At 64.2% G+C, this 22664-nt stretch carries 24 protein-coding genes and 2 tRNA genes; 16 read left to right on the top strand and 10 right to left on the bottom strand.

Annotation, left to right across the window (positions count from 1 at the left end; all coding sequences use genetic code 11):
* Positions 1–245: 245 nt before the first annotated feature.
* Positions 246–1484, top strand: a complete 1239-nt coding sequence (locus tag RFM98_RS17395) for a glycosyltransferase (RefSeq protein WP_320310019.1) — start codon at positions 246–248, stop codon at positions 1482–1484.
* A 2-nt stretch (positions 1485–1486) separates the two neighbouring features.
* Here RFM98_RS17395 and RFM98_RS17390 read toward each other — a convergent pair whose 3' ends face one another.
* A complete protein-coding gene (locus RFM98_RS17390; RefSeq protein WP_320213921.1) occupies positions 1487–2218 on the bottom strand; it encodes a bestrophin-like domain in 732 nt (243 codons plus the stop codon).
* A 171-nt stretch (positions 2219–2389) separates the two neighbouring features.
* Between RFM98_RS17390 and RFM98_RS17385 the strand changes: the two genes are divergently transcribed.
* The 3 genes from RFM98_RS17385 (at position 2390) to add (ending at position 5496) form a co-directional block, all read left to right on the top strand.
* A complete protein-coding gene (locus RFM98_RS17385) occupies positions 2390–3175 on the top strand; it encodes a ThuA domain-containing protein (RefSeq protein ID WP_320310018.1) in 786 nt (261 codons plus the stop codon).
* Positions 3176–3337: 162 nt separating this feature from the next.
* Entirely contained in the window at positions 3338–4396 is a 1059-nt protein-coding gene (locus RFM98_RS17380) for a Gfo/Idh/MocA family protein (protein WP_320310017.1), read from the top strand.
* Between the two features lie 107 nt (positions 4397–4503).
* Positions 4504–5496, top strand: coding sequence for an adenosine deaminase (add, locus tag RFM98_RS17375; RefSeq protein ID WP_320310016.1), 993 nt, complete (start codon positions 4504–4506; stop codon positions 5494–5496).
* A 130-nt stretch (positions 5497–5626) separates the two neighbouring features.
* On the opposite strand, the gene RFM98_RS17370 is transcribed toward add, so the two are convergent.
* The 3 genes from RFM98_RS17370 to RFM98_RS17360 form a co-directional block, all read right to left on the bottom strand.
* Entirely contained in the window at positions 5627–6349 is a 723-nt protein-coding gene (locus tag RFM98_RS17370; protein ID WP_320310015.1) for a 3-keto-5-aminohexanoate cleavage protein, read from the bottom strand.
* A 166-nt stretch (positions 6350–6515) separates the two neighbouring features.
* Positions 6516–7448, bottom strand: a complete 933-nt coding sequence (locus RFM98_RS17365) for a dimethylarginine dimethylaminohydrolase family protein (protein WP_320310014.1) — start codon at positions 7446–7448, stop codon at positions 6516–6518.
* 35 nt (positions 7449–7483) lie between these two features.
* On the bottom strand, positions 7484–9076 hold the full coding sequence (locus RFM98_RS17360) for a zinc-binding metallopeptidase family protein (protein WP_320310013.1): 1593 nt from the start codon (positions 9074–9076) through the stop codon (positions 7484–7486).
* Between the two features lie 82 nt (positions 9077–9158).
* Between RFM98_RS17360 and RFM98_RS17355 the strand changes: the two genes are divergently transcribed.
* From RFM98_RS17355 to RFM98_RS17335, 5 genes are all read left to right on the top strand, one after another.
* Positions 9159–10046: a LysR substrate-binding domain-containing protein gene (locus tag RFM98_RS17355; RefSeq protein WP_320310012.1), complete on the top strand. Its 888-nt coding sequence runs from the start codon at positions 9159–9161 to the stop codon at positions 10044–10046.
* Between the two features lie 188 nt (positions 10047–10234).
* Positions 10235–11329, top strand: coding sequence for an ABC transporter ATP-binding protein (locus RFM98_RS17350; protein WP_320310011.1), 1095 nt, complete (start codon positions 10235–10237; stop codon positions 11327–11329).
* Between the two features lie 74 nt (positions 11330–11403).
* Entirely contained in the window at positions 11404–12516 is a 1113-nt protein-coding gene (locus RFM98_RS17345; RefSeq protein ID WP_320310010.1) for an ABC transporter substrate-binding protein, read from the top strand.
* A gap of 22 nt (positions 12517–12538) precedes the next feature.
* On the top strand, positions 12539–13372 hold the full coding sequence (locus RFM98_RS17340) for an ABC transporter permease (RefSeq protein ID WP_320310009.1): 834 nt from the start codon (positions 12539–12541) through the stop codon (positions 13370–13372).
* A gap of 5 nt (positions 13373–13377) precedes the next feature.
* Entirely contained in the window at positions 13378–14184 is an 807-nt protein-coding gene (locus RFM98_RS17335; RefSeq protein ID WP_320310008.1) for an ABC transporter permease, read from the top strand.
* Positions 14185–14545: 361 nt separating this feature from the next.
* Here the strand turns inward: RFM98_RS17335 and RFM98_RS17330 are convergent, their stop codons facing one another.
* Together RFM98_RS17330 and RFM98_RS17325 are read right to left on the bottom strand one after the other, a co-directional pair.
* On the bottom strand, positions 14546–15088 hold the full coding sequence (locus RFM98_RS17330; RefSeq protein ID WP_320310007.1) for a cytochrome b: 543 nt from the start codon (positions 15086–15088) through the stop codon (positions 14546–14548).
* Between the two features lie 219 nt (positions 15089–15307).
* Positions 15308–15667, bottom strand: a complete 360-nt coding sequence (locus tag RFM98_RS17325; RefSeq protein WP_320310006.1) for an ArsR/SmtB family transcription factor — start codon at positions 15665–15667, stop codon at positions 15308–15310.
* Between the two features lie 432 nt (positions 15668–16099).
* Here RFM98_RS17325 and RFM98_RS17320 point away from each other — a divergent pair, with 432 nt between their 5' ends.
* Both RFM98_RS17320 and RFM98_RS17315 read left to right on the top strand, forming a co-directional pair.
* The gene (locus RFM98_RS17320) at positions 16100–16294 is read left to right on the top strand and encodes a hypothetical protein (protein ID WP_320213907.1); all 195 of its coding nucleotides are present in this window, start codon (positions 16100–16102) and stop codon (positions 16292–16294) included.
* Positions 16295–16399: 105 nt separating this feature from the next.
* A complete protein-coding gene (locus RFM98_RS17315; RefSeq protein ID WP_320310005.1) occupies positions 16400–16645 on the top strand; it encodes a DUF982 domain-containing protein in 246 nt (81 codons plus the stop codon).
* A 154-nt stretch (positions 16646–16799) separates the two neighbouring features.
* Here RFM98_RS17315 and RFM98_RS17310 read toward each other — a convergent pair whose 3' ends face one another.
* A complete protein-coding gene (locus RFM98_RS17310; RefSeq protein ID WP_320310004.1) occupies positions 16800–16964 on the bottom strand; it encodes a hypothetical protein in 165 nt (54 codons plus the stop codon).
* Positions 16965–17243: 279 nt separating this feature from the next.
* Between RFM98_RS17310 and RFM98_RS17305 the strand changes: the two genes are divergently transcribed.
* Complete coding sequence (locus tag RFM98_RS17305) at positions 17244–17486, top strand: DUF982 domain-containing protein (protein WP_320310003.1); 243 nt, start codon at positions 17244–17246, stop codon at positions 17484–17486.
* Positions 17487–17907: 421 nt separating this feature from the next.
* Here RFM98_RS17305 and RFM98_RS17300 read toward each other — a convergent pair whose 3' ends face one another.
* Positions 17908–18930, bottom strand: a complete 1023-nt coding sequence (locus RFM98_RS17300; RefSeq protein ID WP_320310002.1) for a glycosyltransferase family 9 protein — start codon at positions 18928–18930, stop codon at positions 17908–17910.
* A 92-nt stretch (positions 18931–19022) separates the two neighbouring features.
* Here RFM98_RS17300 and RFM98_RS17295 point away from each other — a divergent pair, with 92 nt between their 5' ends.
* On the top strand, positions 19023–19352 hold the full coding sequence (locus RFM98_RS17295; protein ID WP_347349894.1) for a LysR substrate-binding domain-containing protein: 330 nt from the start codon (positions 19023–19025) through the stop codon (positions 19350–19352).
* A gap of 37 nt (positions 19353–19389) precedes the next feature.
* On the opposite strand, the gene RFM98_RS17290 is transcribed toward RFM98_RS17295, so the two are convergent.
* Both RFM98_RS17290 and RFM98_RS17285 read right to left on the bottom strand, forming a co-directional pair.
* Positions 19390–19466, bottom strand: a tRNA-Arg gene (locus tag RFM98_RS17290).
* A gap of 39 nt (positions 19467–19505) precedes the next feature.
* On the bottom strand, positions 19506–19811 hold the full coding sequence (locus RFM98_RS17285; protein WP_140803495.1) for an ETC complex I subunit: 306 nt from the start codon (positions 19809–19811) through the stop codon (positions 19506–19508).
* A gap of 251 nt (positions 19812–20062) precedes the next feature.
* Here RFM98_RS17285 and RFM98_RS17280 point away from each other — a divergent pair, with 251 nt between their 5' ends.
* From RFM98_RS17280 to RFM98_RS17270, 3 genes are all read left to right on the top strand, one after another.
* Positions 20063–21031: an NAD(P)H-dependent oxidoreductase gene (locus RFM98_RS17280; RefSeq protein WP_320310000.1), complete on the top strand. Its 969-nt coding sequence runs from the start codon at positions 20063–20065 to the stop codon at positions 21029–21031.
* Positions 21032–21165: 134 nt separating this feature from the next.
* Positions 21166–22341: a flavin-containing monooxygenase gene (locus RFM98_RS17275; protein WP_320310187.1), complete on the top strand. Its 1176-nt coding sequence runs from the start codon at positions 21166–21168 to the stop codon at positions 22339–22341.
* Between the two features lie 183 nt (positions 22342–22524).
* Positions 22525–22601, top strand: a tRNA-Pro gene (locus RFM98_RS17270).
* The last annotated feature ends 63 nt before the right edge of the window (positions 22602–22664 follow it).

The following is a 22664-nucleotide window of genomic DNA, read 5'->3' as shown; positions in this document are numbered from 1 at the left end:
GACCGGCGAGCTGGTCGCCGGCACTTCCTAATCCCCACTTATCAGCCGATCCTCCGGCGCCCGCATCGCGCCCCGGGTATCTGGCAGTCCGTTGCCCGCTTCAAGGCATGGCGGCGATCGCAACCTGAATCGAGGAAGCGATAACGACCTTTCCCAGGACATAAATATGGCGCAGCCCGGGCTTGCGGCAAGCCCTCGGCCATGGCGTATCAACGCTGCTCCGAAAGACGACAACGGAGCATGGAATGCGGATTTTGTTATCGACTTACGGCTCGCGCGGCGACGTCGAGCCGTTGGCGGCGCTGGGTGCGGCGCTGCGGGCGCATGGCGTTGAAGCCAGGGTGAGCGCGCCGGGCGACACGGAGTTTGCCTCGCTGCTCGCCCGTGCGGGCGTGCCGCTGGCGCCGGCCTTCGCGCCGGTGCGCGAATGGGCGAAGGAGATGATCAATCGGTCACGATCGGCGTCGCCCGAGGGCCGGGCCAGGTTGATTTCCGGTCAGGCGACCGAGATCGTCGCCAGGCAGTATGAGGCGTTGACCGCGGCCGCCGAAGGCTGCGATGCCGTGGTGGCGTTCGGCCTCTTTCCTTCCTGTGCCGCCGCGCGGCTGGTCGCGGAGCAACGCGGCATGCGCTACTTGCTCGGCACGTTCTGCCCCGTCTGGCTGCCGTCGCCGCACAACCGGCCGCATGAATATCCGGGCCATCCGCTGCCGCCCGGCGAGACCGACAACCGGCTGCTGTGGGAGATGGACATCCGAACCAAGAACGCGCTCTTCGGCGAGGCGATCAACGGCCATCGCGCCTCGCTCGGACTGCCTCCGGTGCAAAATGTCCGGGACTATGTCTATGGCGATACGGTCCTGCTCGCCTGCGACCCGACGCTGGGGCCATGGCTGCCCTCGGACCTGATCGATGCCGTGCAGACCGGCGCCTTCATCCTGCCGGACGAACGGCCCCTCCCCGACGGGCTCAAAGCGTTCCTCGATGCCGGCCCGCCGCCGGTCTATGTCGGCTTCGGCTCGATATCGGTCGCCAGGGAAGCCGGTAGCGCGGCCATCGAGGCGATCCGCGCCAAGGGCCTTCGCACGGTGATCGCGCAAGGCTGGGCCGGGCTTGGCCTTGTCGACGATGGCGACGACTGTTTCCAGGTCGGCGAGGTCAACCAGCAGGCGCTGTTCGGCCGCGTCGCCGCCACCATGCATCATGGCGGCGCCGGCACCACGGTCGCCGCCGCGCGGGCGGGAGCACCGCAGGTGATCGTGCCGCAAATCGGCGACCAGCCCTATTGGGCGAAGCGCGCGGGCGAACTCGGCATCGGCGCCGCTCATGACGGCCCGGTTCCGACGACGGGCTCGCTGTCGGCGGCGTTGGAGATGGCCCTGGCGCCAAGGGTCCGGGTTCGCGCCCTCGAGCTGGCGGGTAAGGTTCGCGCCGACGGTGCTAAAGCCGCGGCGAAGTGGCTGGTGGATGCTTTAAGCGGGTGATCTCACTGCTTCAGTTCCGCCAGCGCCCGTTGCAGCGGCGCCGGCGAGATCTGGATCGGGCCGGTGAACGGCGTGTCCATATCCATGATCAGATAGAGGGCCGCGGCCGCCAGCGCGCCTGAGACGATGAAGGTTCCCACGATGGTCGCGTTGCGCGGCGCGCGGAAGCCGAAGCTGGCGAAGATCAGCATCAGCCAGGCTACCAGAAGCGCAATCAGCGGCACGGGGATGATGCCTTCGGACTGGCCGACCAGCACCCAGCGCTGCTCGATCACCTTCTGCAATTGCTGTGTCGCGTTCTGCAGCGTCGCGGCACGCTTTGCTTCCGGCGGCGTCAGCTCCGCCAACTGGTCGCCGACCTTGTTGAGCAGCAGTTCCGACAGCCGGTTGGCAACCGCGGGCGTCTTCTGCGTTGGCGAGGTGGCGTCGACCAGGCGCTGCAGATAGGCGGTGAGCGTGGCGCGCGCACCTTCCGTCTCCGGTCCATATAGGCGAAGCGAGCGGTCGAGAATGATCAGCTGCGTCGCGAAATTATGGACGTTGTGATCGATTGTCTCGAAAGTATTCTTGGCCGAGTTGATCATCAGGCCGAGCACCAGCGAGGACATCACCACGAACAGGTTGGCGGCAAGCCGGACCACCGCACCGGTGTCTTCCTGGCGATGATGTTCGGGGAAGCGTGAGTAGATCATCAGGCTGGCCAGCGCTGCCCCGGCCAGACAAGCAAAGATCATTACCCCTACAAGCACTTCGCCCATTGCTTATATTGCGCACGGCAGAAGGCGCTTGCCAATTAGGGACCCGAAAGGCCGCCACTACAAAGCCCCACGAAACACCTTCCAATACAGTCCAAAGCCTTTATGTATGGCCTCCGGGGCTGCTCCCAATCACTCACGAGGCTATCCATGACAATTCGCGCTGTCGTCTGGGGCGAGAACATCCATGAGCGGACCAATGAGGTGGTCGCCGGCATCTATCCGGAAGGCATGCACGCGACCATCGCCAAGGCGCTGAATGCCGACAAGGCGATCTCCGCCTCGACCGCCACGCTGGAGCAGCCGGAGCACGGCCTGCCGGAAGCCCGCCTCACTGAGACCGACGTGCTGGTCTGGTGGGGCCATAAGGACCATGGCGCGGTGGCCGATGAAGTGGTCGAGCGCGTGGCGCGCCGGGTCTGGGAAGGCATGGGGCTGATCGTGCTCCATTCCGGCCATTTCTCGAAGATCTTCAAGCGGCTGATGGGCACGCCCTGCACGCTGAAGTGGCGCGAGGCCGGCGAGCGCGAGCGGCTCTGGGTGACGAGCCCCAGCCATCCCATCGCCGAAGGCGTGGGCGAGTTCTTCGAGCTCGAGAACGAGGAGATGTATGGCGAGCAGTTCGCCGTGCCCGAGCCGCTGGAGACCGTCTTCATCTCCTGGTTCCAGGGCGGCGAGGTGTTCCGCTCCGGGCTGACCTACCGGCGCGGCGCCGGCAACGTCTTCTACTTCCGCCCCGGACACGAGACCTATCCGACCTATCACGACGCGACGGTCCAGAAAGTGCTGCGCAACGCGGTGAAGTGGGCGCACAACCCGCAAGGGTCGAAACCCGCCATCCTGAATGCGCCGAATGTGCCGGTCGAGAAGGCGCTGGAGCCGATCGAGGAGCGCGGACCAAAGCTGCACGCGCATGGCGAGGCCGGCTTCCGCTAAAAGCAAATTCCAGGAAAAGTGCGTAGCGGTTTTCCGCCTGGAATTGCGCAGGCAAGAAAGCAATTCCAGGAAAAGTGCGTAGCGGTTTTCCGTCCGGAATTGCGCGCATGTAGAATCCGTCCCATACATTGAATCGAACCAAGCTGCTCGGAGGAGCAAAAAATGCGGCTTTTGATACTGGGTACCGGCTGGATGGCGCAGGAGCATGCCCGCCGCTTCGGCGCCATCGAGGGCGTCGACATCGTCGGCGCGGTCGACGTCGATCCGGCCCGCGTCCGCGAATACGCCGATACCTACAAGATCCCGAAACGCTTCACCACGCTGGAGGCGGCGCTCGATTGGGGCGATTTCGACGCGGTCGCCAATGTCACGCCGGACCGCATCCACCACCCGACCACCATGGCGCTGGTCGCCGCCGGCAAGCCGGTGCTGTGCGAGAAGCCGCTGGCGGAAAATTTCGGCAAGGCCAGTGAGATGGCCGATGCCGCGGAAGCCGCCGGCATCGTCAACATGGTCAACCTCACCTACCGCAACGTGGCCGCGCTGCAGAAGGCGCGCCAGATGGTGCAGGCCGGCGAGATCGGCACGGTGCGCCATGTCGAGGCGTCCTACCTGCAGAGCTGGCTGGTGTCGAAGTTCTGGGGCGACTGGCGCACCGACCCGAAATGGCTGTGGCGGCTGTCGCGCGGCCACGGTTCCAACGGCGTGCTCGGTGATGTCGGCATCCACATCCTCGATTTCGCCAGCTACGGCGCGGCGCTCGACGTCGACCATGTGTTCTGCCGGCTGCGCGCCTTCGACAAGGCGCCGAACAACAGCATCGGCGAATACCAGCTCGACGCCAATGACAGTTTCGCCATGACGCTCGACTTCGCCAACGGCGCCTTCGGCGTGGTGCATGCCAGCCGCTGGGCCACCGGCCATATCAACGAACTGCGCCTGCGCATCTATGGCGACAAGGGCGGCATCGAGGTGATGCACAATCTCGACGGCTCGACTCTGAGGGCCTGCGTGGGCGACAATGTCGAGAACGCCAAATGGGACGAGCTCGATGCCGGCACGGTGCCGACCAACTACCAGCGCTTCGTCGAGGCGGTGAAGAGCGGCGTGCAGGCCGAGCCGACCTTCCGCCACGCGGCGGGCCTGCAGAAGGTGCTGGACCTTGCCGCGGTGTCGGATGAAAAGCGTGCGGAGTTGAGGGCCAACGCGGATACGCAGTAGCCCTTTTCCTCGCTCTCGAGCGGCGCCACAAAACTCTTTCAATCATTTCTTGAAGCCTGGCCCTGGCGCTTCGTGATTTGATGCGGCCACGAACTCGGGAGGCTTCATTGACCGACTATATCGGGTTGCCGAAGGCTGAAGTGCACATCCATATCGAGGGCTGCTTCGAGGCCGACGACGTGATCAGGAACTGCGAGCAGGCCGGTATTCCACTGCGTGCTCCGCGTGACCGGCTCTTTGAGGCGCACGATCTGAAGAGCTTCCTCGAAATGCTCGATTGGCTGTGCGGCACGTTTCGCACGCGGGAGCAACTGGCCGTCGCCGCCTATAAATTTGCGCGGCGAATGGCCAAAAGCGGCGTGCGCTACGCCGACGTCATCGTCAACCCAACCCACTGGCCGCACTGGCACAGCAACATCCCCGGAATGATCGACGCATTCGATGCCGGTTTTGCGGCGGCCGAGCAGGATGGATACCCGCCGGTCGGGCTTTGCGTCAGCCTGCTGCGCACCCAATCAGCGGAGGAAGCGATCGAGCTGGTGGAGTTGCTGGGCAGGATCAGGCACCCGCGCGTCGTTGCCCTTTCGATCGACGGCAACGAGGCGGCGGCCGGCCGCACCGGCCCGCGCTTCGCCGAGGCGTTCCGCCGCGGCGCGTCGGCCGGATTGCGGCGGACCGTTCATGCCGGCGAGTCAAGCGGCCCCGAGGGTGTCCGCGACGCAATCGAATTGCTGGGCGCCGACCGCATCGACCATGGCGTGCGGGCGATCGAGGAGCCGGCTCTGGTCGACCTGCTTGCGCAGAGGCGGATTCCCCTGGGCGTCTGCCCGGTCTCCAACATCGCGCTCGGCGTCTATCCGTCGCTTGCCGAACATCCGATCGACGCCCTGCGCAGGGCCGGTGTTCCCGTCTCGATCAACACCGACGATCCGGCGCTGCTCGACACGACGCTTGAAGCGTCTTATGCCGCCTGCGCCGAGGCCTTCGCCTGGAACGGCGAAACCATCCGCCAGCTCGCCGCGACATCGGTGCATGCGAGCTACGCCGACACTGCCGTGAAGGCGCGAATCCTGGCCGATCTGGCAACTTGGCAAGCCTGACGGATTGAGTTGCCGAACGTCCTTCCGAAAAACCGTCGCGGTGGTGTCGGATGAAAAGCGGGCGGAGTTGAGGGCCAACGCGGATACGCCGTGAGGCCGGAGCGCTGATCTCCCCGGAGATTGGCTGTCGTCACGCTCCGCGATAAATCCCGGCCGCCGCGGCAACCAACGCCGCATTGCCTTCCGCCACGCTGCCGTCCGGCAATTCCTTGCCGTCCTCCAGCCCGACCCGGGTCGAAAGCTTCCGCGCCGCCGCCCTTTCCACGAAGGGCCACACCGTGGCGTTCTCGCCATGCAGCAGGATGGAGCGGTGGATACCGGCGCGCGCCAGCACCTTCTCGATGCTGTCGGCGACAGCAAAGGCCTGATCAATCGTCTGCTCGGAAATCTCGATCAGCACGCGCAGCACCCGGCCGCCATGATCGAGGCCGACCAGTCGCTCGGCGTCGGTGATGGACGCCAGGCCCGCCTCGATGCCGATGCCGCGCTGGCGCAGGCTTTCCATGACGATCGGCGCCGCCGTCTCGCTGAGATTGACCGAGGCATAGTCGGGTAGCTCGCGCCAGCCGGAGATGGCGACCAGGGTGCGAAGGTCGTCCTTCTCGATCCAGGCGCCGGTGGAAACGCCGATCAGCGTGCCCGGGCAGGCGCGGCGGAGCGCTGCGACCGTCCTGTCCATCGCTTCCGGCGCCAGGCTCTCTTGGCCGTCGGTGCCGCGCGCATGGACATGCAGCTCGGCCGCGCCCGCCGCGATCGACGCCGCGGCGTCGCGCGCCATCGCCTCAGGGTCGAGCGGCAATGCAGGGTGGAAGTCGGCGGGACGGGCGCCGTTGATGCAGGCCTGGACGATCATCTTGCGGCAATCCTGTTTCGGCTGGCGGGAGCCTAGCGCAGGATCAGATTGGCCGGAACCGGAGCGATGAAATCTCCTGACAGGCCGAGGCAAGCAATATCCCCCTGGCCGACCGACCAGAGGGACAGGCGTTCATCGTGGGCGATTGCCGAACTTCGAAAGCCCGTTACGCCGGCACGCGCTTCAGGGCCTGCGCCATGCAGTGGATGCCGCCGCCGGTCTTGGAGATTTCGCTCATGTCGACGGCCGCGACCTCGAAGCCCTGCGCCTTCAGCTTTTCGATCAGCGTCTTGCTCGACGTCGGCGCGATCACCCGGTCCTTGCCGAGCGACATGAAGTTGCAGCCGAGCGCCATCGTGTCCTGGAAAGGCACGTCGATGATCGCGTGGCCCTTGCCTTTCAGCCAGTCGACGATGCCGGGGTCGGTGCAGGCAAGGCAGACGGCGGTGAGCTTTTCGGCGATCGGCACCACCATCAGGTCGATATGGACGTAGTACTCGTCGATGAAGGCGAGCCGCGTCTCCCAGCCTTCCTTGTCGAACCAGGCCTGCACCTGGCGCGCGCCCTCTTCCTGGGTGCGGGCGCCGCCGCAGCCGATCAGCACAACGCCCTCCTCGATGACGTTGAAATCGCCGCCCTCGAAGGTGCCGGCCGTCACCATGTCGTAGATCGGGATGCCGAGCTTCTCATAGGTGCGGATGGCGGCATAATTTTCGCCGCGCCGCCACCAGTTGGCCATGGCGGTGATGAAGGCGCCGTAGGGCGTCATGACGCTGGAATCGCGCGAATAGACCTGCATCGGCAGTTCCGGCGTCGGCTCGTGCCAATGGATGTTGACGCCGAAATGCTCATAGGCCGCAACGAGGTCCTTGTGCTGCGCCTGCGCGATCTGGACGTTGCAGGGCGCCTCGCGCAGATGTTTTCTCGACAGCGAGCTGGTCGACAGATGGCGCAGGAAATTGGGCGAGCCGAGCAGCACGTCGGTCAGCACATCCGTCTCGTTGGCGAAGCCCCAGGCGGTCAGCGGCTTGGTGCCGCCATTGGGGTTGCGGCGCTGCAGCGAGAAAGGCTCGGCGACGATGCGGTCATGAACGGTCATGGGATTCTCCTCGAGCTTGAGATTATCGTGGTCAGTCATGCGGTGGAAGCGGCCGGGATCCACCAGTCGCGGCCGCGCGGCGTGGTGACATATTCCGGCCAGCGGAAGTTGATCGGCGGTTCGTAGTCGCAGAGCGGCGCTATCCAGTTCGAGCCGCCGACGCCGCCGCCAGTCCGCTCGACGAACTCGTCCATCGCGGCATCGCGCGCGGCCTTGTCCTCGAGCAGGCGCAGCGCCGTCAGCGCGACCGTTTTGGAAGCGCAGGTGACCATCGGGTCGATGGTGGCGGGGATGCCGCCCAGCGCGTTCATCGCCCAGGCCGGATAGGCATGGCCCTTGGTCGAGCGCAGCGCCGGACGGGCGACGTAGAAGCGCGATGTCGGCGCGTGCCAGCTCATGTCGGTGTAGTCGTCGGAGGTGGAATTCACCTGCGACGGCGGCAGGTCGCGGCGCAGGATCGCCTCGGCCTCCCGCGGCGTTGTCAAGCGCTCCAGCTCGTCGATGAACGGGTTCTCGGTCGCCTCGCCGCCGGCATTGACCTGGACCTCGCGGGCAATGGCCTTGGCCGCTTCGTCCCAGCGCGGCGCGCCGACAGTCGAGAGCGACTGATAGGTGATGTCGGCCATGGCGTGGTTGGCCAGCCCCGGGCGCGACTTCGACACCCAGTGGCGCTCGTAGCGGCAGCCGCTCATCGTCGCCGCCGCTTGCGCGTTGCGATCGAGCACGGCGGTGACCTGCTCGGCCATGGCAATGGTCGGCACGCGGATCATGTACTGGATCTCGGCGAGCCCCGCCGGCAGATTGTCGGCGGTTGCCTGCCCCGCCGTCAGGATCGCTTCGCTGATCGACCAGCCGCCCTGATGCGTCAGCATGGAATCGCGCAGCGCTTTGGAGGCCATGTACATCATCATCAGCGCGTCGTTGGCGCCCGGCACCCTGACCGCCGAATGCGCCTGCGGGATGGGTGCCGCGTCGCTGGCGCGAACCCAATTTTCGGGTTCGTCGCACACAAAGCGATAGATCATCGAATAGGCGGCGCCGCAATGTGTGTCCCAGCGCGCCGTGTTGCAGAGCGGCAGCATGTAGAAGGGATGGAAGGAGATCATGCCGGCAAGGCCGTCATAATAGCCCTTGGCGGCATGGATCGGCTTCGAGCCCCGCACCTTCTCGGCCGGCTCGCCGGTGAAACGCAACGTGCCCTTGATGCCGTGCTCCAGCATCGCCGCCTTGGTGGCTAAAAGGCCGCCAAGGCTGCCGACGCCGAGCCCGGAATGCGGATCGGTGTGGCCGCCGGCCTCGACGCCCAGACCGGCGCGGGGCCGCCTGGCCGTCGCGGCATCCTGGCAGTTGCCGGGCACGGCGTCATATTCGCCATACATGCCGATCACCGGACCGTCGCCATTCGTCCAGTGGGCGCAGAAGGCCGTCGGCATGCCGCCCGAACCTTCCTCGACGGAAAAACCCTCGCGCTTGAGCCGCTCCACATACCAGGCTGCCGACTGGTACTCGCGCCAGGCGGTTTCGCCGAAATCGAAGATGGTACGCGTCCAGGCCGACAGCAGCGGCTGGATGCCGTCGATACAGGCAAGCGCGGTTTCCTGCGCCGAACTCGTCACCGGTTTGTCCATGGCTCAAAGAAAGCAGTGAAGCGGCTCATCAAAAAGTGATATGTTTTCCCGGCTCGTGCAAATTCGGTTCACCTGAGGCCCCTTGCGAATACCTTCCACGCAGGCGCTGCGCGCCCTCGACAGCTTCGCCCGTCATGGCAGCGTGTGGCGCGCCGCCGACGAGCTCCACCTCACCCGCAGCGCCGTCTCGCATCAGCTCAGGCTGCTCGAACGCGACCTCGGCTTCGATCTCTTGCAGCGCATCGGCAAGGGCGTGGCGCTGACGCCGCGCGGCCAGCGCTACGCGGCCGATGTCCGGAAGGCGCTGACCGTGCTCGGCGACGCGGGAGCGCAAAACAGCGGCGCCGGCGTCGGCGGCTCCTTCGGCATCTCCTGTCCGCCGGGTTTCGCCTCGATGTTCCTGTGCACCCATATCGGCGAGTTCCAGCAGATGTATCCGGACGTCGCGCTCTCCGTGCTGACGCCACGGCGCCTCGACGACGTCAGCAATCCGGAGGCCGACGCCTTCATCGCCTTCGGCGTCGGCAACTGGCCGAACCGGGCGGTGGAACTGCTTTGCGAAGTCTCCTTCACGCCGCTCTGCAGCCCGACGCTGCTCAACAAGATCGGCGGATTTTCCAAACCCGCCGACGTGCTGCGCGCCAATCTGCTGCACCTCAGCGACACCGAGGACTGGGCGCGCTGGCTTGCGCTGTCCAAGGTGGAACATCCCGATACCGAGGGCGGCATCTTCTTTTCCGACATGAACCTTGTCTTTTCGGCGGCGATCGCCGGCCAAGGAATTGCGCTCGGCGACGAGCTGACCGGCCGGCGGGCGCTGAGCGAGGGCCGGCTGGTCAAGCCGTTCGAAGCGACCGTCCCCTCGCCGCGCGCCTATTTCCTGGTCTTCGAGCATGCCAAGGCGGGGCACCCGGTGCTCAACGCCTTCAGCGAGTGGCTCAGGGCGAAGCTGTCGGAGAGCAGGCTTTAGGCGGATTGAGCCGGGGCGATGGAGAGCCAATCTCCCCCTTGCGGTCCCGCAAGGGGGAGATCAGCGCTCCAACGTCGCTACCAACTCGCCCACCCGTGAATCAAATTTGCCGATCAGGCGAAAACTATTCGGTTGCGGTGAGCCGCAGCCGTGCCTACGATTTGGATGACGGTGAGGAAAGAGGCAGGATGCAGCAACCCGGCCGGGCGGCGGAGATCAAGGCGAACGGGATCGGCAAGAGCTTCGGCTCGTTCCGGGCGCTGGACAACCTGACGCTCGATATAGGCCGCGGCGAGTTCCTGACGCTGCTCGGGCCATCCGGCTCCGGCAAGACCACTTTCCTGATGATCCTGGCCGGCTTCGTCAAGCCGAGCGAAGGCAAGCTTTTCAGCGACGGCGTCGACATCACCAACCGCCCGGCCGAGCAGCGCGCCGCCGGCATGGTGTTCCAGGGCTACGCTTTATTCCCGCATATGAGCGTGGAACAGAACATCGCCTTCCCGCTCAAGGTGCGCAAGAAAACGGCTTCAGAGATCAGGCAGCGCGTCGGCGAGATGATCGAGCGCGTCGGTCTCAAGGGCCATGAGAAGAAGCTGCCGGCACAGCTTTCCGGCGGCCAGCAGCAGCGCGTGGCATTGGCCCGGGCGCTGGTGTTCGAGCCGGGCGTACTCTTGCTCGATGAGCCGTTCTCGGCGCTGGACAAGAGCCTGCGCGGCCAGATGCAGGCCGAGATGAAGCGGCTGCACCAGGAGACCGGCACCACTTTCGTCTTCGTCACCCACGACCAGAGCGAGGCGCTGGCGCTGTCGTCGCGCGTCGCCATCTTCAACCATGGCAAGCTGCTGCAGGTCGGCAAGCCCGACGAGGTCTATGACCGGCCGGCCAACCGCTTCGTCGCCGAGTTCCTGGGCGAGATCAACATGCTGCCGGTGAAGGGCGTGCGCCCCGCCGACAATGGCGCCACCGGCCTCTGCGAAGACCGCGCGGTCAACATGCGCTGCAAGGCCGAGGCGATCAAGGGCGACGCGATCCTCGCCATCCGGCCCGAGGACATGTCGATCGCGCCGGAAGCGTCAGTCGACGAGAACGGCATCGCCGCGACCGCCGTCGCCTCGACCTATCTCGGTGCCGCAACCAAGCTCGACCTCACCACGCGCCAGGGCGCCAAGGTCACCGTCTCGGTGCCGAACGAGGTCGCGGCCGCGGCCTTGAGCAAAGGCAATTCCGTCTGGCTGACCTGGCCGGCGGAGAAGGGTTTCCTCCTTCCGGACGGAGGACAATAAGCAGCGCTGCGGCGGCATGGAAATCGCCGCACCGGCTTCCGGATTCAGATCAACGAAAAACAAGGGGAACTGACATGAACGACACCAAAAAACAGACGATTGAATCCCTCGCCGAGAGGACCAGACACGGCGAGATTTCGCGCCGCCAGTTCGCACAACTCGCCGGCCTCGTGCTTGCCGGCACGCCGATGCTTTTGCGCTCGACCGGCGCTTTCGCCGAGACCAAAGGGCTGGTGCTGGTGAACTGGGGCGGCGACGCCATCACCGCTTACGACGCCGCTTACGGCCAGGCCTTCACCAAGGAGACCGGCATCCCGGTCAAGATGGACGGCTCCGGCCCGACGGAAGGCGCGATCGCCGCGCAGTTCAAGAGCGGCGCGCCGACCTGGGACCTCGTCGACGTCGACCCGTTCTCGGCCATCACGCTGGGCGGCCAGGGCATGCTCGAGCCGATCGACTACAAGGTCGTCGACAAGAGCAAGATGCGGCCGGGCTTCGGCTGGGAGTATGCCGCCTCGACCTACTTCTTCTCCTATGTGATCGCCTACGATTCGCAGAAATTCGGCTCCAATGCGCCGACCGGCATGGCCGATTTCTTCGACGTCAAGAAATTCCCCGGCAAGCGCTCGCTCTACAAATGGGGCGTGTCGAGCTGGGAAGCCGCGCTTCTGGCCGACGGCGTGGCGCCTGCCTCGCTCTATCCGCTGGATCTGAAGCGCGCACATGACAAGATCGCCGCCTTCAAGGAAAACGTCGTCTCCTATTGGGGCGGCGGCGCCGAAAGCCAGAGCGTGCTGCTCAATGGCGAGGCCTCGATGGCGATCGTGTGGTCGACCCGCGCCTCGCTGATCGAGCAGGATTCCGGCGGCCAGATCAAGTTCATCTGGGACCAGGGCCTGATCTCGCCCGGCGCGCTGGCGGTGCTGAAGAACAACCCCGGCGGCAAGGACGCGGCGATGAAGTTCATCGCCAGCGCGCAGGATCCGCAAAAGCAGCTCGTCATGTTCGACAAGCTTGGACAGGGCCCGGCCAACCCTGCGACCGACGCGCTGATCCCGGCCGACAAGAAGCGCATCAATCCGGTCGATCCGGAGAACATGAAGAAGCAGATCCCGCTCGACATGGAGTGGTACGCCAAGAACTACGGCGCAGCACTGGACGAATACACCAAGATCATCTCGGCCTAAGCGGGCGGGGATCTTCAGACTGATGAGAGGCACCCTCTCCGACAGGATGGGCGCGGCGCTGTTGATGGCGCCGCTTCTCCTGTTCCTGGTCCTTGCCTATGCCTGGCCCTTCCTCGGCGTGGTGAAGTGGAGTTTTACTCTCCCCACCCCCGGCCTCGGCCAGTACCACGCCCTGCTCACCGACGACCTGGTGCAGTCGGTGTTCATCCGCACGTTGCGCATCGCGGCGATCGTCACCGTGGTCTCGGTCACAGCCGCCTATGCCATCACCGTGGTGTGGGTGCGCGGCGGCCCGGTGCAGCGCGTGCTGGCCGAATTCTGCATCCTGGTGCCGTTCTGGATTTCAGTGCTGACGCGCGCCTTCGGCTGGGTGGCGCTGCTCTCCAACCGCGGCCTGATCAACACCTGGCTGCAATCGATCGGCTTCATCTCCGAGCCGCTGACCTTGGTGCGCAACGAGTTCGGCGTCATCGTCGGCATGTCGCATTTCCTCATTCCCTTCGCGGTGTTTCCGCTGGCGTCGGCCATGCGCAGCCTGGACGAGCGGGTGCTGCTCGCGGCGCGCGGGCTGGGCTCCAGCCGCATGCGCACCTTCTGGACGGTGTTCGTGCCGATGACACGCTCCGGCATCATCGGTTCGGCGCTGATCACCTTCGTGTTCTCGCTGGGCTTCTTCGTCACGCCGGCAATCCTCGGCGGCGGCCGCAGCGTGATGATCGCGGAGCTGATTTACCTGCGCATCTTCCAGAGCCCGGACTGGGGGCTGGGCGCGGCGATCAGCGTCGTGCTGGTGGTGTTCGTCGGCGCGCTGATGGCGTTGCTCTTCCGCTACGTCAAGCCGAAGCAATTGGTGTAGCCAAGATGCCGACCTACCGCCCCGGTCCCGTCTCGCTGATCCTCGCCGTGCTGGTGGCGGTGTTCCTTTTGATGCCGCTGCTTGCCGTCATTCCGGTGTCGCTGACGCCGAGCCGCATGCTGACCATGCCGACGGGTGAATTGTCGCTGCGCCATTACCGCTCGCTGATCGAGGATCCGCGCTGGCTGGAGTCCATCCTGCTCTCGCTCAGGATCGGCATCGTCAGCAGTATCTTCTCTACCGTGCTTGCCCTCACCTTCAGCCTGGGCGTCTGGATGTTCCAACCGCGTTTCGCGGCCGCCCTTGTCGGCTTCGTGCTGTTGCCGATGGTGGTGCCGCCGGTGGTCTCGGCGGTGACGCTCTATTTCCTGCTCACCTCGGTCTCCGGCATCACCTCGTTCTTCGGCTACGACACCTGGCTGGGTGTGGCGATGGCGCATTCGGTGATGACCGTGCCATTCGCCACGGTGCTCATCCTGGTGTCGCTCAGCCAGCTCGACCGGCGCATCGACCTTGCCGCGCGCGGGTTGGGCGCCAGCGTCTGGGAGCGCGCGACGCGCGTCATCATGCCCAACATCAAGTTCGGCATCGTCACCGCGGCGCTGCTGTCCTTCGTGCTCTCCTGGGAAGAGATCGGCGTCACGCTGTTCATCACTTCGGTCAACGCGATCACCCTGCCGCGGCTGATGTGGATGGGGCTGCGCGACAACATCGACCCGGCGATCGCCGCGCTTTCGGTGATCCTCATCATCATTACCGTGCTGGTGCTCATCGCGCGCAGCCTGATCACACGGCGCAAGGCATCGACATAGGCCGGAAACGTCCGGTCTTAGGAGACCCGCCAACCATTATAAACGAAAGAGACCCGCCGGGAGCGGCGGGCCTCTTACGGAGCCGGTGTGGAAGTCCAGCGCCGTCATGATCCGGGGGTGTGGATCGCCTCGAAATCTAGCCAACGGAGCCTGGCCCGGCGACTTACAAATCCGTAATCTTCAGACCCGGCGAAAGCGAGCCGCACCGGCAAAAGAGGCGTATTATCATCGCCTTGCAAGAATCCGCGACCGCGCCGGCGGGGCGTCCCTCAATCAAAAGTGATGGATGCCGGCGAGACGTAGAGACCGACCGGCTCGACGGCGACCCAGGCCGCCGCGCACTGAAGAACGCAACCGCCGGCTACCGATTTCCCGGCAGCATCCTGGTCAGGATCGTGCCCCGGCGAACGAAGTGATGATAGAGCGCGGCCAAGGCGTGCATGCCCGCCACGATCAATATGCCGTTCGCGCACAGCGAATGCAGTTCGCGAATGGTTCGCGCGGTCGCCTTGTCCGGAGCAAACGGGGCCGGCACGGTGAAGAGGCCGAAGAAGCTCAGCGCGTCGCCTCTGAACCAAGTCAAAAGTATGCCGAGGATGGGGATCGCGACGAGCAGCGCGTAGAGGATAAAATGCCCAATCTTCGCTGCCGCTTGCTCGGCGACCGGCATTTCCGCCGGAAGGCCCGGCGCTCCCTTTACGGCGCGCAGGACCACCCGCCAAAAAACGAACGCTGCCAGAAGAAGGCCAAAAGAAATATGCAGCCGCCACAAGGCAGCAACCGCGGTGTCTCCGCGCGGATAGAAGCTGTCGCCATAGGTCAGGGCATAGAGAACGATCACCAGGCCGAAGAGAGCCCAGTGCAGGAACTTCTGGGTGGACGTGTAGGCGATGTTGGCGGCCATTCCGCGCGACTCCATGGACTGCGGCCCCTGTTTCGAGCGTGTTCCTGGCAGACTTGTGACCGCCGAATTAAGAATCGGTAAGGCTTCGACCAATTGACGTGTTGGTTCGAACAGGCCCCCGCGCCTACACGCGGGCGGTAGAGCTTGTTTGCGTCCGCGCCATTCGAGGCGCCACGCCGGACGAAGGCCGACCGGCCTCGCCCGTGCGCAGCTGGCAGTTCAAGCGGCCTGCGGCCGCCGCATCCTCTCGACAAAAGCCTGCCTTGCCGGTCCGACAAGCGGCTTGTTGTTGGCCAGCAGGCCGTCGAGCAGCGCCAGAAGTTCGCGCGCTGCCGAAGACTTGCAGGAATAATAGACCATCTGACGATCGCGGCGGGTTTCGACCAGGCCAAACCTGCGCAGCTTGGCCAGGTGTTGCGACAGCGCCGATTGGCTAAGTTCGACCTTGTCGGCGAGCACGCCGACGGAAAGTTCGCCCTCGACCAGATAGTTCATGATGAGCAGACGCTTCTCGTTGCCCATCACCGCAAGAAAGGCTGCCGCGCTTTCTGCATTGGCGGTAAGTTTCTTCGTAACCATCGATTTCCCCACGGTTCATGCTCTTCCGAAGGCCATGGGGGCAGATGGCTTCAGAGTTCCAGAGCGTTGGTGGGCATGCCCCGATTTGGACACGGGACCTGCCCTGCTTCTTTTTCGACCAGAACCCCTTCGTAACCCGGTTGCCACCACGTCGGGGTTATTGGTCTCGGACAGAATGCGCGGAGCTTTTTCCAGACTCAAGTCAATGCAGACTCGGAAAAATTCCACGCCGCTAATGCGTATCAGCGCGGCGCTCATTCGGCAAGAATATAACGAGGCAGGCAAAGCAGCGGCCGGCCGCAGGCGAAGAACGGCCCCAGCATAAGTGCCTGGCAAGGAGGCCTCGCCGCGATATCGCCGCGACTCACTCTCAACCTTGAAACATGCTAATATCAGCCGGACAAGAAAGGAGCCGGGCAGGAGGAGGAAGCCGTGTCCGCTGTGCGCAACACATTCACCCCCGACGAGACGGCCATGCTTGGCCGTGTCTATGAGAACGGCAACATCGAGGGCGAGACCGCCGAGCAGAAGGAAGCACGCGCCTCGCGCATCATCGCCAATTACATGGCGGGGATCACCGACGAGGCGGAACTGATCGAGCTTTCGCGGAGACCGCTTGGAAGATGAGCAACATACGCCGCCTTCGCGAGACGGCTTCACGTTAAGTTGACGTTCCAGCACGGAACTCCACGCTAAAATATCGTGTTCCGACATATTTCGGGAGGTTTCGCGATGATCCAGGGATGGTTTTCCAGGCCGGTCGAAGTCGCCGTCGGCGTTTCCGGCTCGATCCGCCACATATCCAACGCCGAGCAAGCCGTCGAATTGCTGACCGGCCAATGGCGCGATGCCGGCAGCGCGCCGCATGGCGCGGCGCTGCGCGCCTGCCGCCGGGCGATCCGCGGCGACGTCGCGGCTGACAACGCCAGGGAGGCCTTCGTCATCGCCGCGCGCGAGGCGCATGTGCTGGTGGAATAGAGCATGGCGGGGCTCGTGTTCCACAGGCCCGCCTATCGATAGAAAAGCCACAACAGCACCAGCACCGCGAACACTGCCGGAGAGAGCAAGATTCCGGCCCGAGAGATGCACATGGCCAGGTAAAGCGGAGTGAACATGCCTGGTGGCGCCGGCCCTATCGATTGCGCGAATTGACGGAAAACCGACGTACCTTTCGAAACGCGTGCACCCGATCGGCTTCAGCATGCCCACGGTTTCGCCGGGCCTCCTCATAAAGCCCGAAAGCGGTCGCCATCAACGTCGCGGCGGTCATGGTGAGTGCAAGCACGGCGATAAGCATGAGAGGTCTTCCCGCGTTTCGTCAGCCTGCTGGATTCATTAGCGCCGCCCGCGAGGCTGCGTCGGTGACTTTGGTCACGTTGATTTTTGAGCCTCGGATCGCGTGTCGGCCAGTGCCGGTGAGCCGGTCCGAAAGCGGCCTGTCGCCACCTTGAGATTCTTCGGAACCTAATGCGCAGTGGTTGGTTAACGCGCGGGTCCGCAAGCCCCCACGGACCTGCATCGGGCGCCATCCGGCGCCGCCTGCTGCTCTAAGACAATCACAAGAACGGAGGAAGTGATGAACGATGTCTGGTTTTCCGAACCAGTCGTGATCGATTTCCAGCCAAACGGCCAGCGCAAGGTGTCGAGCTGCTTCGAGGCGATGGAATGCCTCGACCAGCGCTGGCCCGGACAGGCGCGCGACGGCGCCTGGCGCTCGGCGAGCCGCATCTGCCGCGACGCTCTCGACGGCCTGCGCAGCCCGGTGGAAGCCCGCAAGACGCTGCGCAAGGCGGCGAGAACTGCCGGTCTGCTGGCCTAGCCCCTTCCCGATGGCGTCCCAGACGCCGGATCGAGCCCGTCGCGGTTTCCCGTTGCCGCGGCGGGCTTGACTTTTGAGCAGGCGAAGCGACGACCGGCGCATACTTTCGGGCGCGGCAACAACGCTCCCGGTTGGGGTACATGAAAACGCCGGCCGCTGGGCTTCGGGGTTGCCTGACGGGTTCAGGCCGTTCCATTTCGGCGAGTCGGGCGCCCGGCCGCAACGCGAGCGCGGAAGCGTGGTAAACGGGAGGTTACTATCCACAGGCACACGACACCGAATGCATGCGCTCGACAGAATCTAATGGAAACGCAATTCTAATGCATGTCGCCCAGAGGTGTGCAGCGGTTCTGGGATAACGACATGCATAAAAACAAAAACTTAAAGCGCGTCGCTTGAATCCGTTTCAGCGCGACGCGCTTTAGGCAGCTTTGCCGAGGCCGCAGTTCAAGCGTGGCAGTTGCCTGACTATTTCATCAAGGCGGGCAATCGCAACGTCCAGCGGAATGTCCTCTGTTTTCGACGACTCGAACTCCTTCGCCTCGACCACCCAATGGTGCGGGGTGATGGGCCGCCAGAGGCGCGCATTCGTTGGCCCTGCAAGCGTGAGGATTGCGGCCGACCGTGTCGCGGCTAGATGACCCAAACCACTTTCGGCAGCGACTATACATACGGCGCGATCAGCAAGAGCATGGAATATCCAAGGAAGCAGCAACGGATCGCGTACCGTTGAAGCGTCGATTGCTTGAAAGCCGGCATGGTCTATCCATTCCCGCTGATCCTGCTCCTGTGGGCCGATCAGGAACACCGGAATGTTGCCGCCTTGGGCAGCATGAGCAGCAAGGGAAAGCCATTTGTCCCTGCCCCAAAACTTGTTGACTGCTGGCCCTGGAGACAGCCCTATGAAAGAATTTCCGATCGGCACCAGACGGGCCGCTTCACTGGCCGCCTCCGGCATAACGGGAACGACTGTTTCAAACGGCAGAAGGCGCCCGGCAGCGATTTCGGCCATTCGGTGCCAACGGAGAGCGTTGGTCGATGGTCTTATCTCGCCAAAGCCAGGAATGTTGTGCCGCAGAGCAAAGCCAGGAAAACACGCAAGGTACCGCAGGTTCAAGCCAGTGGTCGCCAAATAGCTTGGTATTGTTCGCTTGCTGGAGCGAATATCAAGCACATATTCCACCGGGCCGAGCTGGCGGATTAGGGCGCGTAATCGGGAAACGCTCGACAATGGCTGATCTAGCAAGACTTTATCGATCAGTTCTTTCCGTATGGCGTTCAAAGTTGAGAGCCAGACCGAGCCCTCTGACGAAACGCAAACAATCGAATGAGTCGGAAAGGCCAGACGCAAAGCCCGGTACATTGGGATGCGCAACACTGCATCGCCAAGCTTTTCATTGTGCGTAAGCGCAAGAATTATCGGTTTGGCGCTGCTATCAGTCAAAAGCGCTCCCTTGCACTACCTGCTCGGCCTACACTTCGCTTAGCTCATGTCCCGCCGTATTCCAAGCAGCTTAATGGCAAGGCTCCCCTACGATCTTCGCAATCGCTTCGTCTATCCCGTGCTCCCCTTACGCAGTTCGGTGTTCGGATCGCGAAAATCGATCCGGCATCGCGCAGGTGCTGGAATTCGCGACGCGCGAGCAGGTCCGTGACGGACGGCTGATCGACCTGTTCCCCGATTGGCAGGAGGAACTCTCCCCGCTCTATGCCATCCACCCTTCGCGGCAATACGGCGCCGCCAAGGTGCGGGTGTTCGTGGATTTCGTGGCGGAGTTGCTGGCGGGGGTTTGGGTCAGAGTCGGCAATCCGTGGGCCAGTGAGAAAGACGGCAAGCAATGGCTGACCGGGCCCCCCCTAAATTGATGCGGAAGTAACGCTCGCCCAAGCGGCGCCAAAGAACTGGCGATCCCGGCAGGATTCGAACCTGCGACCATCGGCTTAGAAGGCCGGTGCTCTATCCAGCTGAGCTACGGGACCGTCGGCCGGCCGAGCCGGCTGATCTGTCATACTCGAAAGTCAGTGCGTCCAGGGCGTCCGGCGGTCATAGCGGAAATTGTCCGAATAGGAAATCTGCCGGCGCTTGGCTTCCTTCGGCTCTTCGAGGCGATAGGCGATCTTTTCCTTTTCGGCATAGGCCACCGCCTCTTCCTTCGTGTCGAAGGTGAGCTTCACCTGGCTCAGCATGTCGCCGGAGGTGGTGTAGCCCATCAGGGGGTCGATCTTCTTGCGCTGGGCGGGATCGAATTCCAGCACCCAATGTCCGGTCTTGGCCTTGCCGGACTGCATCGCGGTTTTGGCTGGACTGAAAATGCGCGCGGACATGACCACCTCGTTGCCGCCCGACAATGCGGGCACCCTTTTGTGGCGCCATTTCCGAGATCCTATCGGGAGCCTGAAATCTCGCGCCAACCCGTCATTACTGTGCAATGGCCGCGGCGGCAAGGCCGCAAGGCCACCCTGCACCCGCCACGGCGCAGGGAACCTCGCTGCGCTGGCGACATTATCGAAACGTCGGGTGGCCAGCCCGGGCCGGCCTTCTGCGTGAGCCATCCATCAGAACCGGACATTTAGCCATGACCAATGCAACCGAACACGCCGTCCTGCAGCTTGCCGTGCTTGTCGGCAGCCTCCGCGCCCAATCCTTCAGCCGCAAGATCGCCAAGGCGCTCGCCGCCCGCGCGCCGGATTCGGTACGCTGCCGCTTGATCGAGATCGGTGGCCTGCCGCTTTACAACGAGGATCTGGAGGGCGACCACCCGCCGCCGGCGTGGTCGGCCTTCCGCGCGGCGATACGCGAATGCGACGCGGTGCTGTTTGTCACCCCGGAATACAACCGCTCGATCCCGGGCTGCCTGAAGAATGCGCTCGACGTCGGCTCGCGGCCGTCGGGCAAGAGCGTGTTCAAGGGCCTGCCCGCCGGGGTGGTCAGCGTCACACCGAACAAGCTCGGGGCTTTCGGCGCCAACCATGCGCTGCGCCAGACCTTCGTCTTCCTCGACATGCCGGTGATGCAACAGCCGGAGGCCTATATCCGCAATGTCGCCGAATTGCTCGACGAAAAAGGCGCCGTGACCAATGGCGAAACCAGCGCCTTCCTCGAGAATTTCATGGCCGGCCTAGAGACATGGATCAGGACGGTGCATCCGGGCGGTTCGTCCTTTGATACATTCATGAAGCAGCGCGAGAAGATCGCCGAGGACTATGTCAATGGCGATGCGACTTCGTTGAAGGCAATCGTCACCCATGCCGGGCCGGCGACGTTCTTTTCGCCGCGCGGCGATCATCTCGAAGGCGCCGAGGTGGTTGCCGGCCGCTACGAACGCGACGCGGCGAGCTTCCACAAAGGCGGCAGCACCGACCTCGAGGTGCTGCAGGCTTCGGCAAGCGGCGATCTGGCCTTCTGGAGCGGCCTGCAGCATGCCAAGGCGCGTATCGGCAAGAACGGCGAGGCAACGGAAATGACCTTGCGGGTGACCGAGGTATTCCGGCTGGAGGACGGCGCGTTCAAGCTGGTGCATCGCCACGCCGACCCGGTTCATTAGCCGACCCTTCAAAATCCGCGACACAATGCCGGGGGTTTTTGCAACAGCCACCTATTCCTTCTGGACCGGGAGCGGCATATGTCAGATACATGATCGTGCCACTTGAAGGCATGATGACGACGATAAAGACACCAATGGGCGCGGAAGCGAACGTCTTGCCGTCGGGGGTCGGTAAGCCAGCGATACTGGACGGCGCGATTGTCATCGGCGCGGGCGCCGCCGGGCTTGCCGCCGCGCATGCGCTGGCCAAGGCCGGTGTGACGACGCAAATCCTGGAACGCGAGCAAAGGCTGGCCGAGCCCTGGCACCGCCGCCACGACAATTTGCACCTCAACACGCATCGCGACCTGTCTTCGTTGCCCGGCGTATCTTTTCCAGCAGGGACGCCGGCCTTCCCGCACCGCAGCAGCGTCATCCGCCATTTCAACGACTTCGCCGAGACGCACCGGCTGCCGATCACCTTTGGTGTCGAGGTCGATGAGATCGAATTTCGCGGCGACCACTGGCTGCTGCGCACAAGCGAGGGCTTGAGGGCGGCGCGACATGTGGTGATCGCCACCGGACGCGACCGGCAACCCTTCATCCCGGCCTGGAAGGGCATGGAGGATTTTTCAGGCAAGATCATCCATTCGGCCGATTTCGGCAGGGCGAGCGACTATGCCGGCAAGAAGGTGATGGTGGTCGGCGCCGGCAACTCCGGCTTCGATGCCCTCAACCATCTTTCGCGCGCAGAGACGGGCCAGATCTGGCTTTCGGCGCGCAACGGACCTTCGCTGCTACCCAAGCGCATCGGCAAGATCGCGGTGCACCGCATGTCGCCGGTCATGGCAAACCTGCCGACACGGCTCGCGGATGCGGTGATGGCGGCGACACAGCGCCTGGTGTTCGGCGATCTGACCAAATACGGCCTCCCCCCTGCTCCATCGGGCGGCGCCAGCCGGCTCGGCTCCGACTATACGGCGATCGCCGCCGACGATGGCGCGGTCGACGCCATCAAGGCCGGGCGCATCATCGTCGTGCCGCAGCTGCGCGAATTCAGGCGCGACGACGTCGTGCTCGACAATGGCCAGTCGATCGCGCCCGACATCGTCATTGCTGCCACCGGCTACCGCACCGGACTGGAAACGATGCTGGGCAAGCTCGGCGTGCTCGACGCACGGGGCGTGCCGCTGTTCAACGGCGCCGCGAACGACCCGAAGCTGCCCGGGCTCTGGTTCACCGGCATGCGGCCGAGCATTCGCGGCTGCTTTGCCAATGCAAGAATCCAGGCCGCGGCGATCGCCAGGAGGATCGCCGGCCAGAAGCGCTGAGCCGAACCGTCGCGGCGTGAAACCGTGAAGGTATCGGTCGACGCGGCGAAGTCCCTTTGTCACGCCCCTGAGCAAGTCGGCGCGATAGTCGTGCCCTTCAACGCTGCGGCATTGGCCTCGATCAGGGGCCCTCCGATTTTGTGTTGCCTTCCGGTCGTCCGCCCCCTATACGCCGCGGGACGTCGGAGTGTAGCGCAGCCTGGTAGCGCACCTGATTTGGGATCAGGGGGTCGCAGGTTCGAATCCTGCCACTCCGACCATCGCTTCTTCCCAGAAAGAACCCTGGCCGGCCTCGCGGCCCCGGGATCCTGGCCCGAAGGGCT

Source organism: Mesorhizobium australafricanum, from assembly GCF_033977265.1.
Lineage (GTDB): Bacteria > Pseudomonadota > Alphaproteobacteria > Rhizobiales > Rhizobiaceae > Mesorhizobium > Mesorhizobium australafricanum.
This window is presented reverse-complemented; position numbering and strand designations above follow the sequence as displayed.

Coding starts and splice junctions, on each gene's coding strand:
- RFM98_RS17345 (WP_320310010.1), top strand. CDS start 11,404: ATGAACGACACCAAAAAACAGACGATTGAATCCCTCGCCGAGAGGACC.
- RFM98_RS17350 (WP_320310011.1), top strand. CDS start 10,235: ATGCAGCAACCCGGCCGGGCGGCGGAGATCAAGGCGAACGGGATCGGC.
- RFM98_RS17365 (WP_320310014.1), bottom strand. CDS start 7,448: ATGACCGTTCATGACCGCATCGTCGCCGAGCCTTTCTCGCTGCAGCGC.
- RFM98_RS17390 (WP_320213921.1), bottom strand. CDS start 2,218: ATGATCTTTGCTTGTCTGGCCGGGGCAGCGCTGGCCAGCCTGATGATC.
- RFM98_RS17340 (WP_320310009.1), top strand. CDS start 12,539: ATGAGAGGCACCCTCTCCGACAGGATGGGCGCGGCGCTGTTGATGGCG.
- RFM98_RS17325 (WP_320310006.1), bottom strand. CDS start 15,667: ATGGTTACGAAGAAACTTACCGCCAATGCAGAAAGCGCGGCAGCCTTT.
- RFM98_RS17315 (WP_320310005.1), top strand. CDS start 16,400: ATGATCCAGGGATGGTTTTCCAGGCCGGTCGAAGTCGCCGTCGGCGTT.
- RFM98_RS17330 (WP_320310007.1), bottom strand. CDS start 15,088: ATGGCCGCCAACATCGCCTACACGTCCACCCAGAAGTTCCTGCACTGG.
- RFM98_RS17310 (WP_320310004.1), bottom strand. CDS start 16,964: ATGCTTATCGCCGTGCTTGCACTCACCATGACCGCCGCGACGTTGATG.
- RFM98_RS17380 (WP_320310017.1), top strand. CDS start 3,338: ATGCGGCTTTTGATACTGGGTACCGGCTGGATGGCGCAGGAGCATGCC.
- RFM98_RS17275 (WP_320310187.1), top strand. CDS start 21,166: ATGGGCGCGGAAGCGAACGTCTTGCCGTCGGGGGTCGGTAAGCCAGCG.
- RFM98_RS17335 (WP_320310008.1), top strand. CDS start 13,378: ATGCCGACCTACCGCCCCGGTCCCGTCTCGCTGATCCTCGCCGTGCTG.
- RFM98_RS17385 (WP_320310018.1), top strand. CDS start 2,390: ATGACAATTCGCGCTGTCGTCTGGGGCGAGAACATCCATGAGCGGACC.
- RFM98_RS17305 (WP_320310003.1), top strand. CDS start 17,244: ATGAACGATGTCTGGTTTTCCGAACCAGTCGTGATCGATTTCCAGCCA.
- RFM98_RS17285 (WP_140803495.1), bottom strand. CDS start 19,811: ATGTCCGCGCGCATTTTCAGTCCAGCCAAAACCGCGATGCAGTCCGGC.
- RFM98_RS17370 (WP_320310015.1), bottom strand. CDS start 6,349: ATGATCGTCCAGGCCTGCATCAACGGCGCCCGTCCCGCCGACTTCCAC.
- RFM98_RS17360 (WP_320310013.1), bottom strand. CDS start 9,076: ATGGACAAACCGGTGACGAGTTCGGCGCAGGAAACCGCGCTTGCCTGT.
- RFM98_RS17280 (WP_320310000.1), top strand. CDS start 20,063: ATGACCAATGCAACCGAACACGCCGTCCTGCAGCTTGCCGTGCTTGTC.
- RFM98_RS17395 (WP_320310019.1), top strand. CDS start 246: ATGCGGATTTTGTTATCGACTTACGGCTCGCGCGGCGACGTCGAGCCG.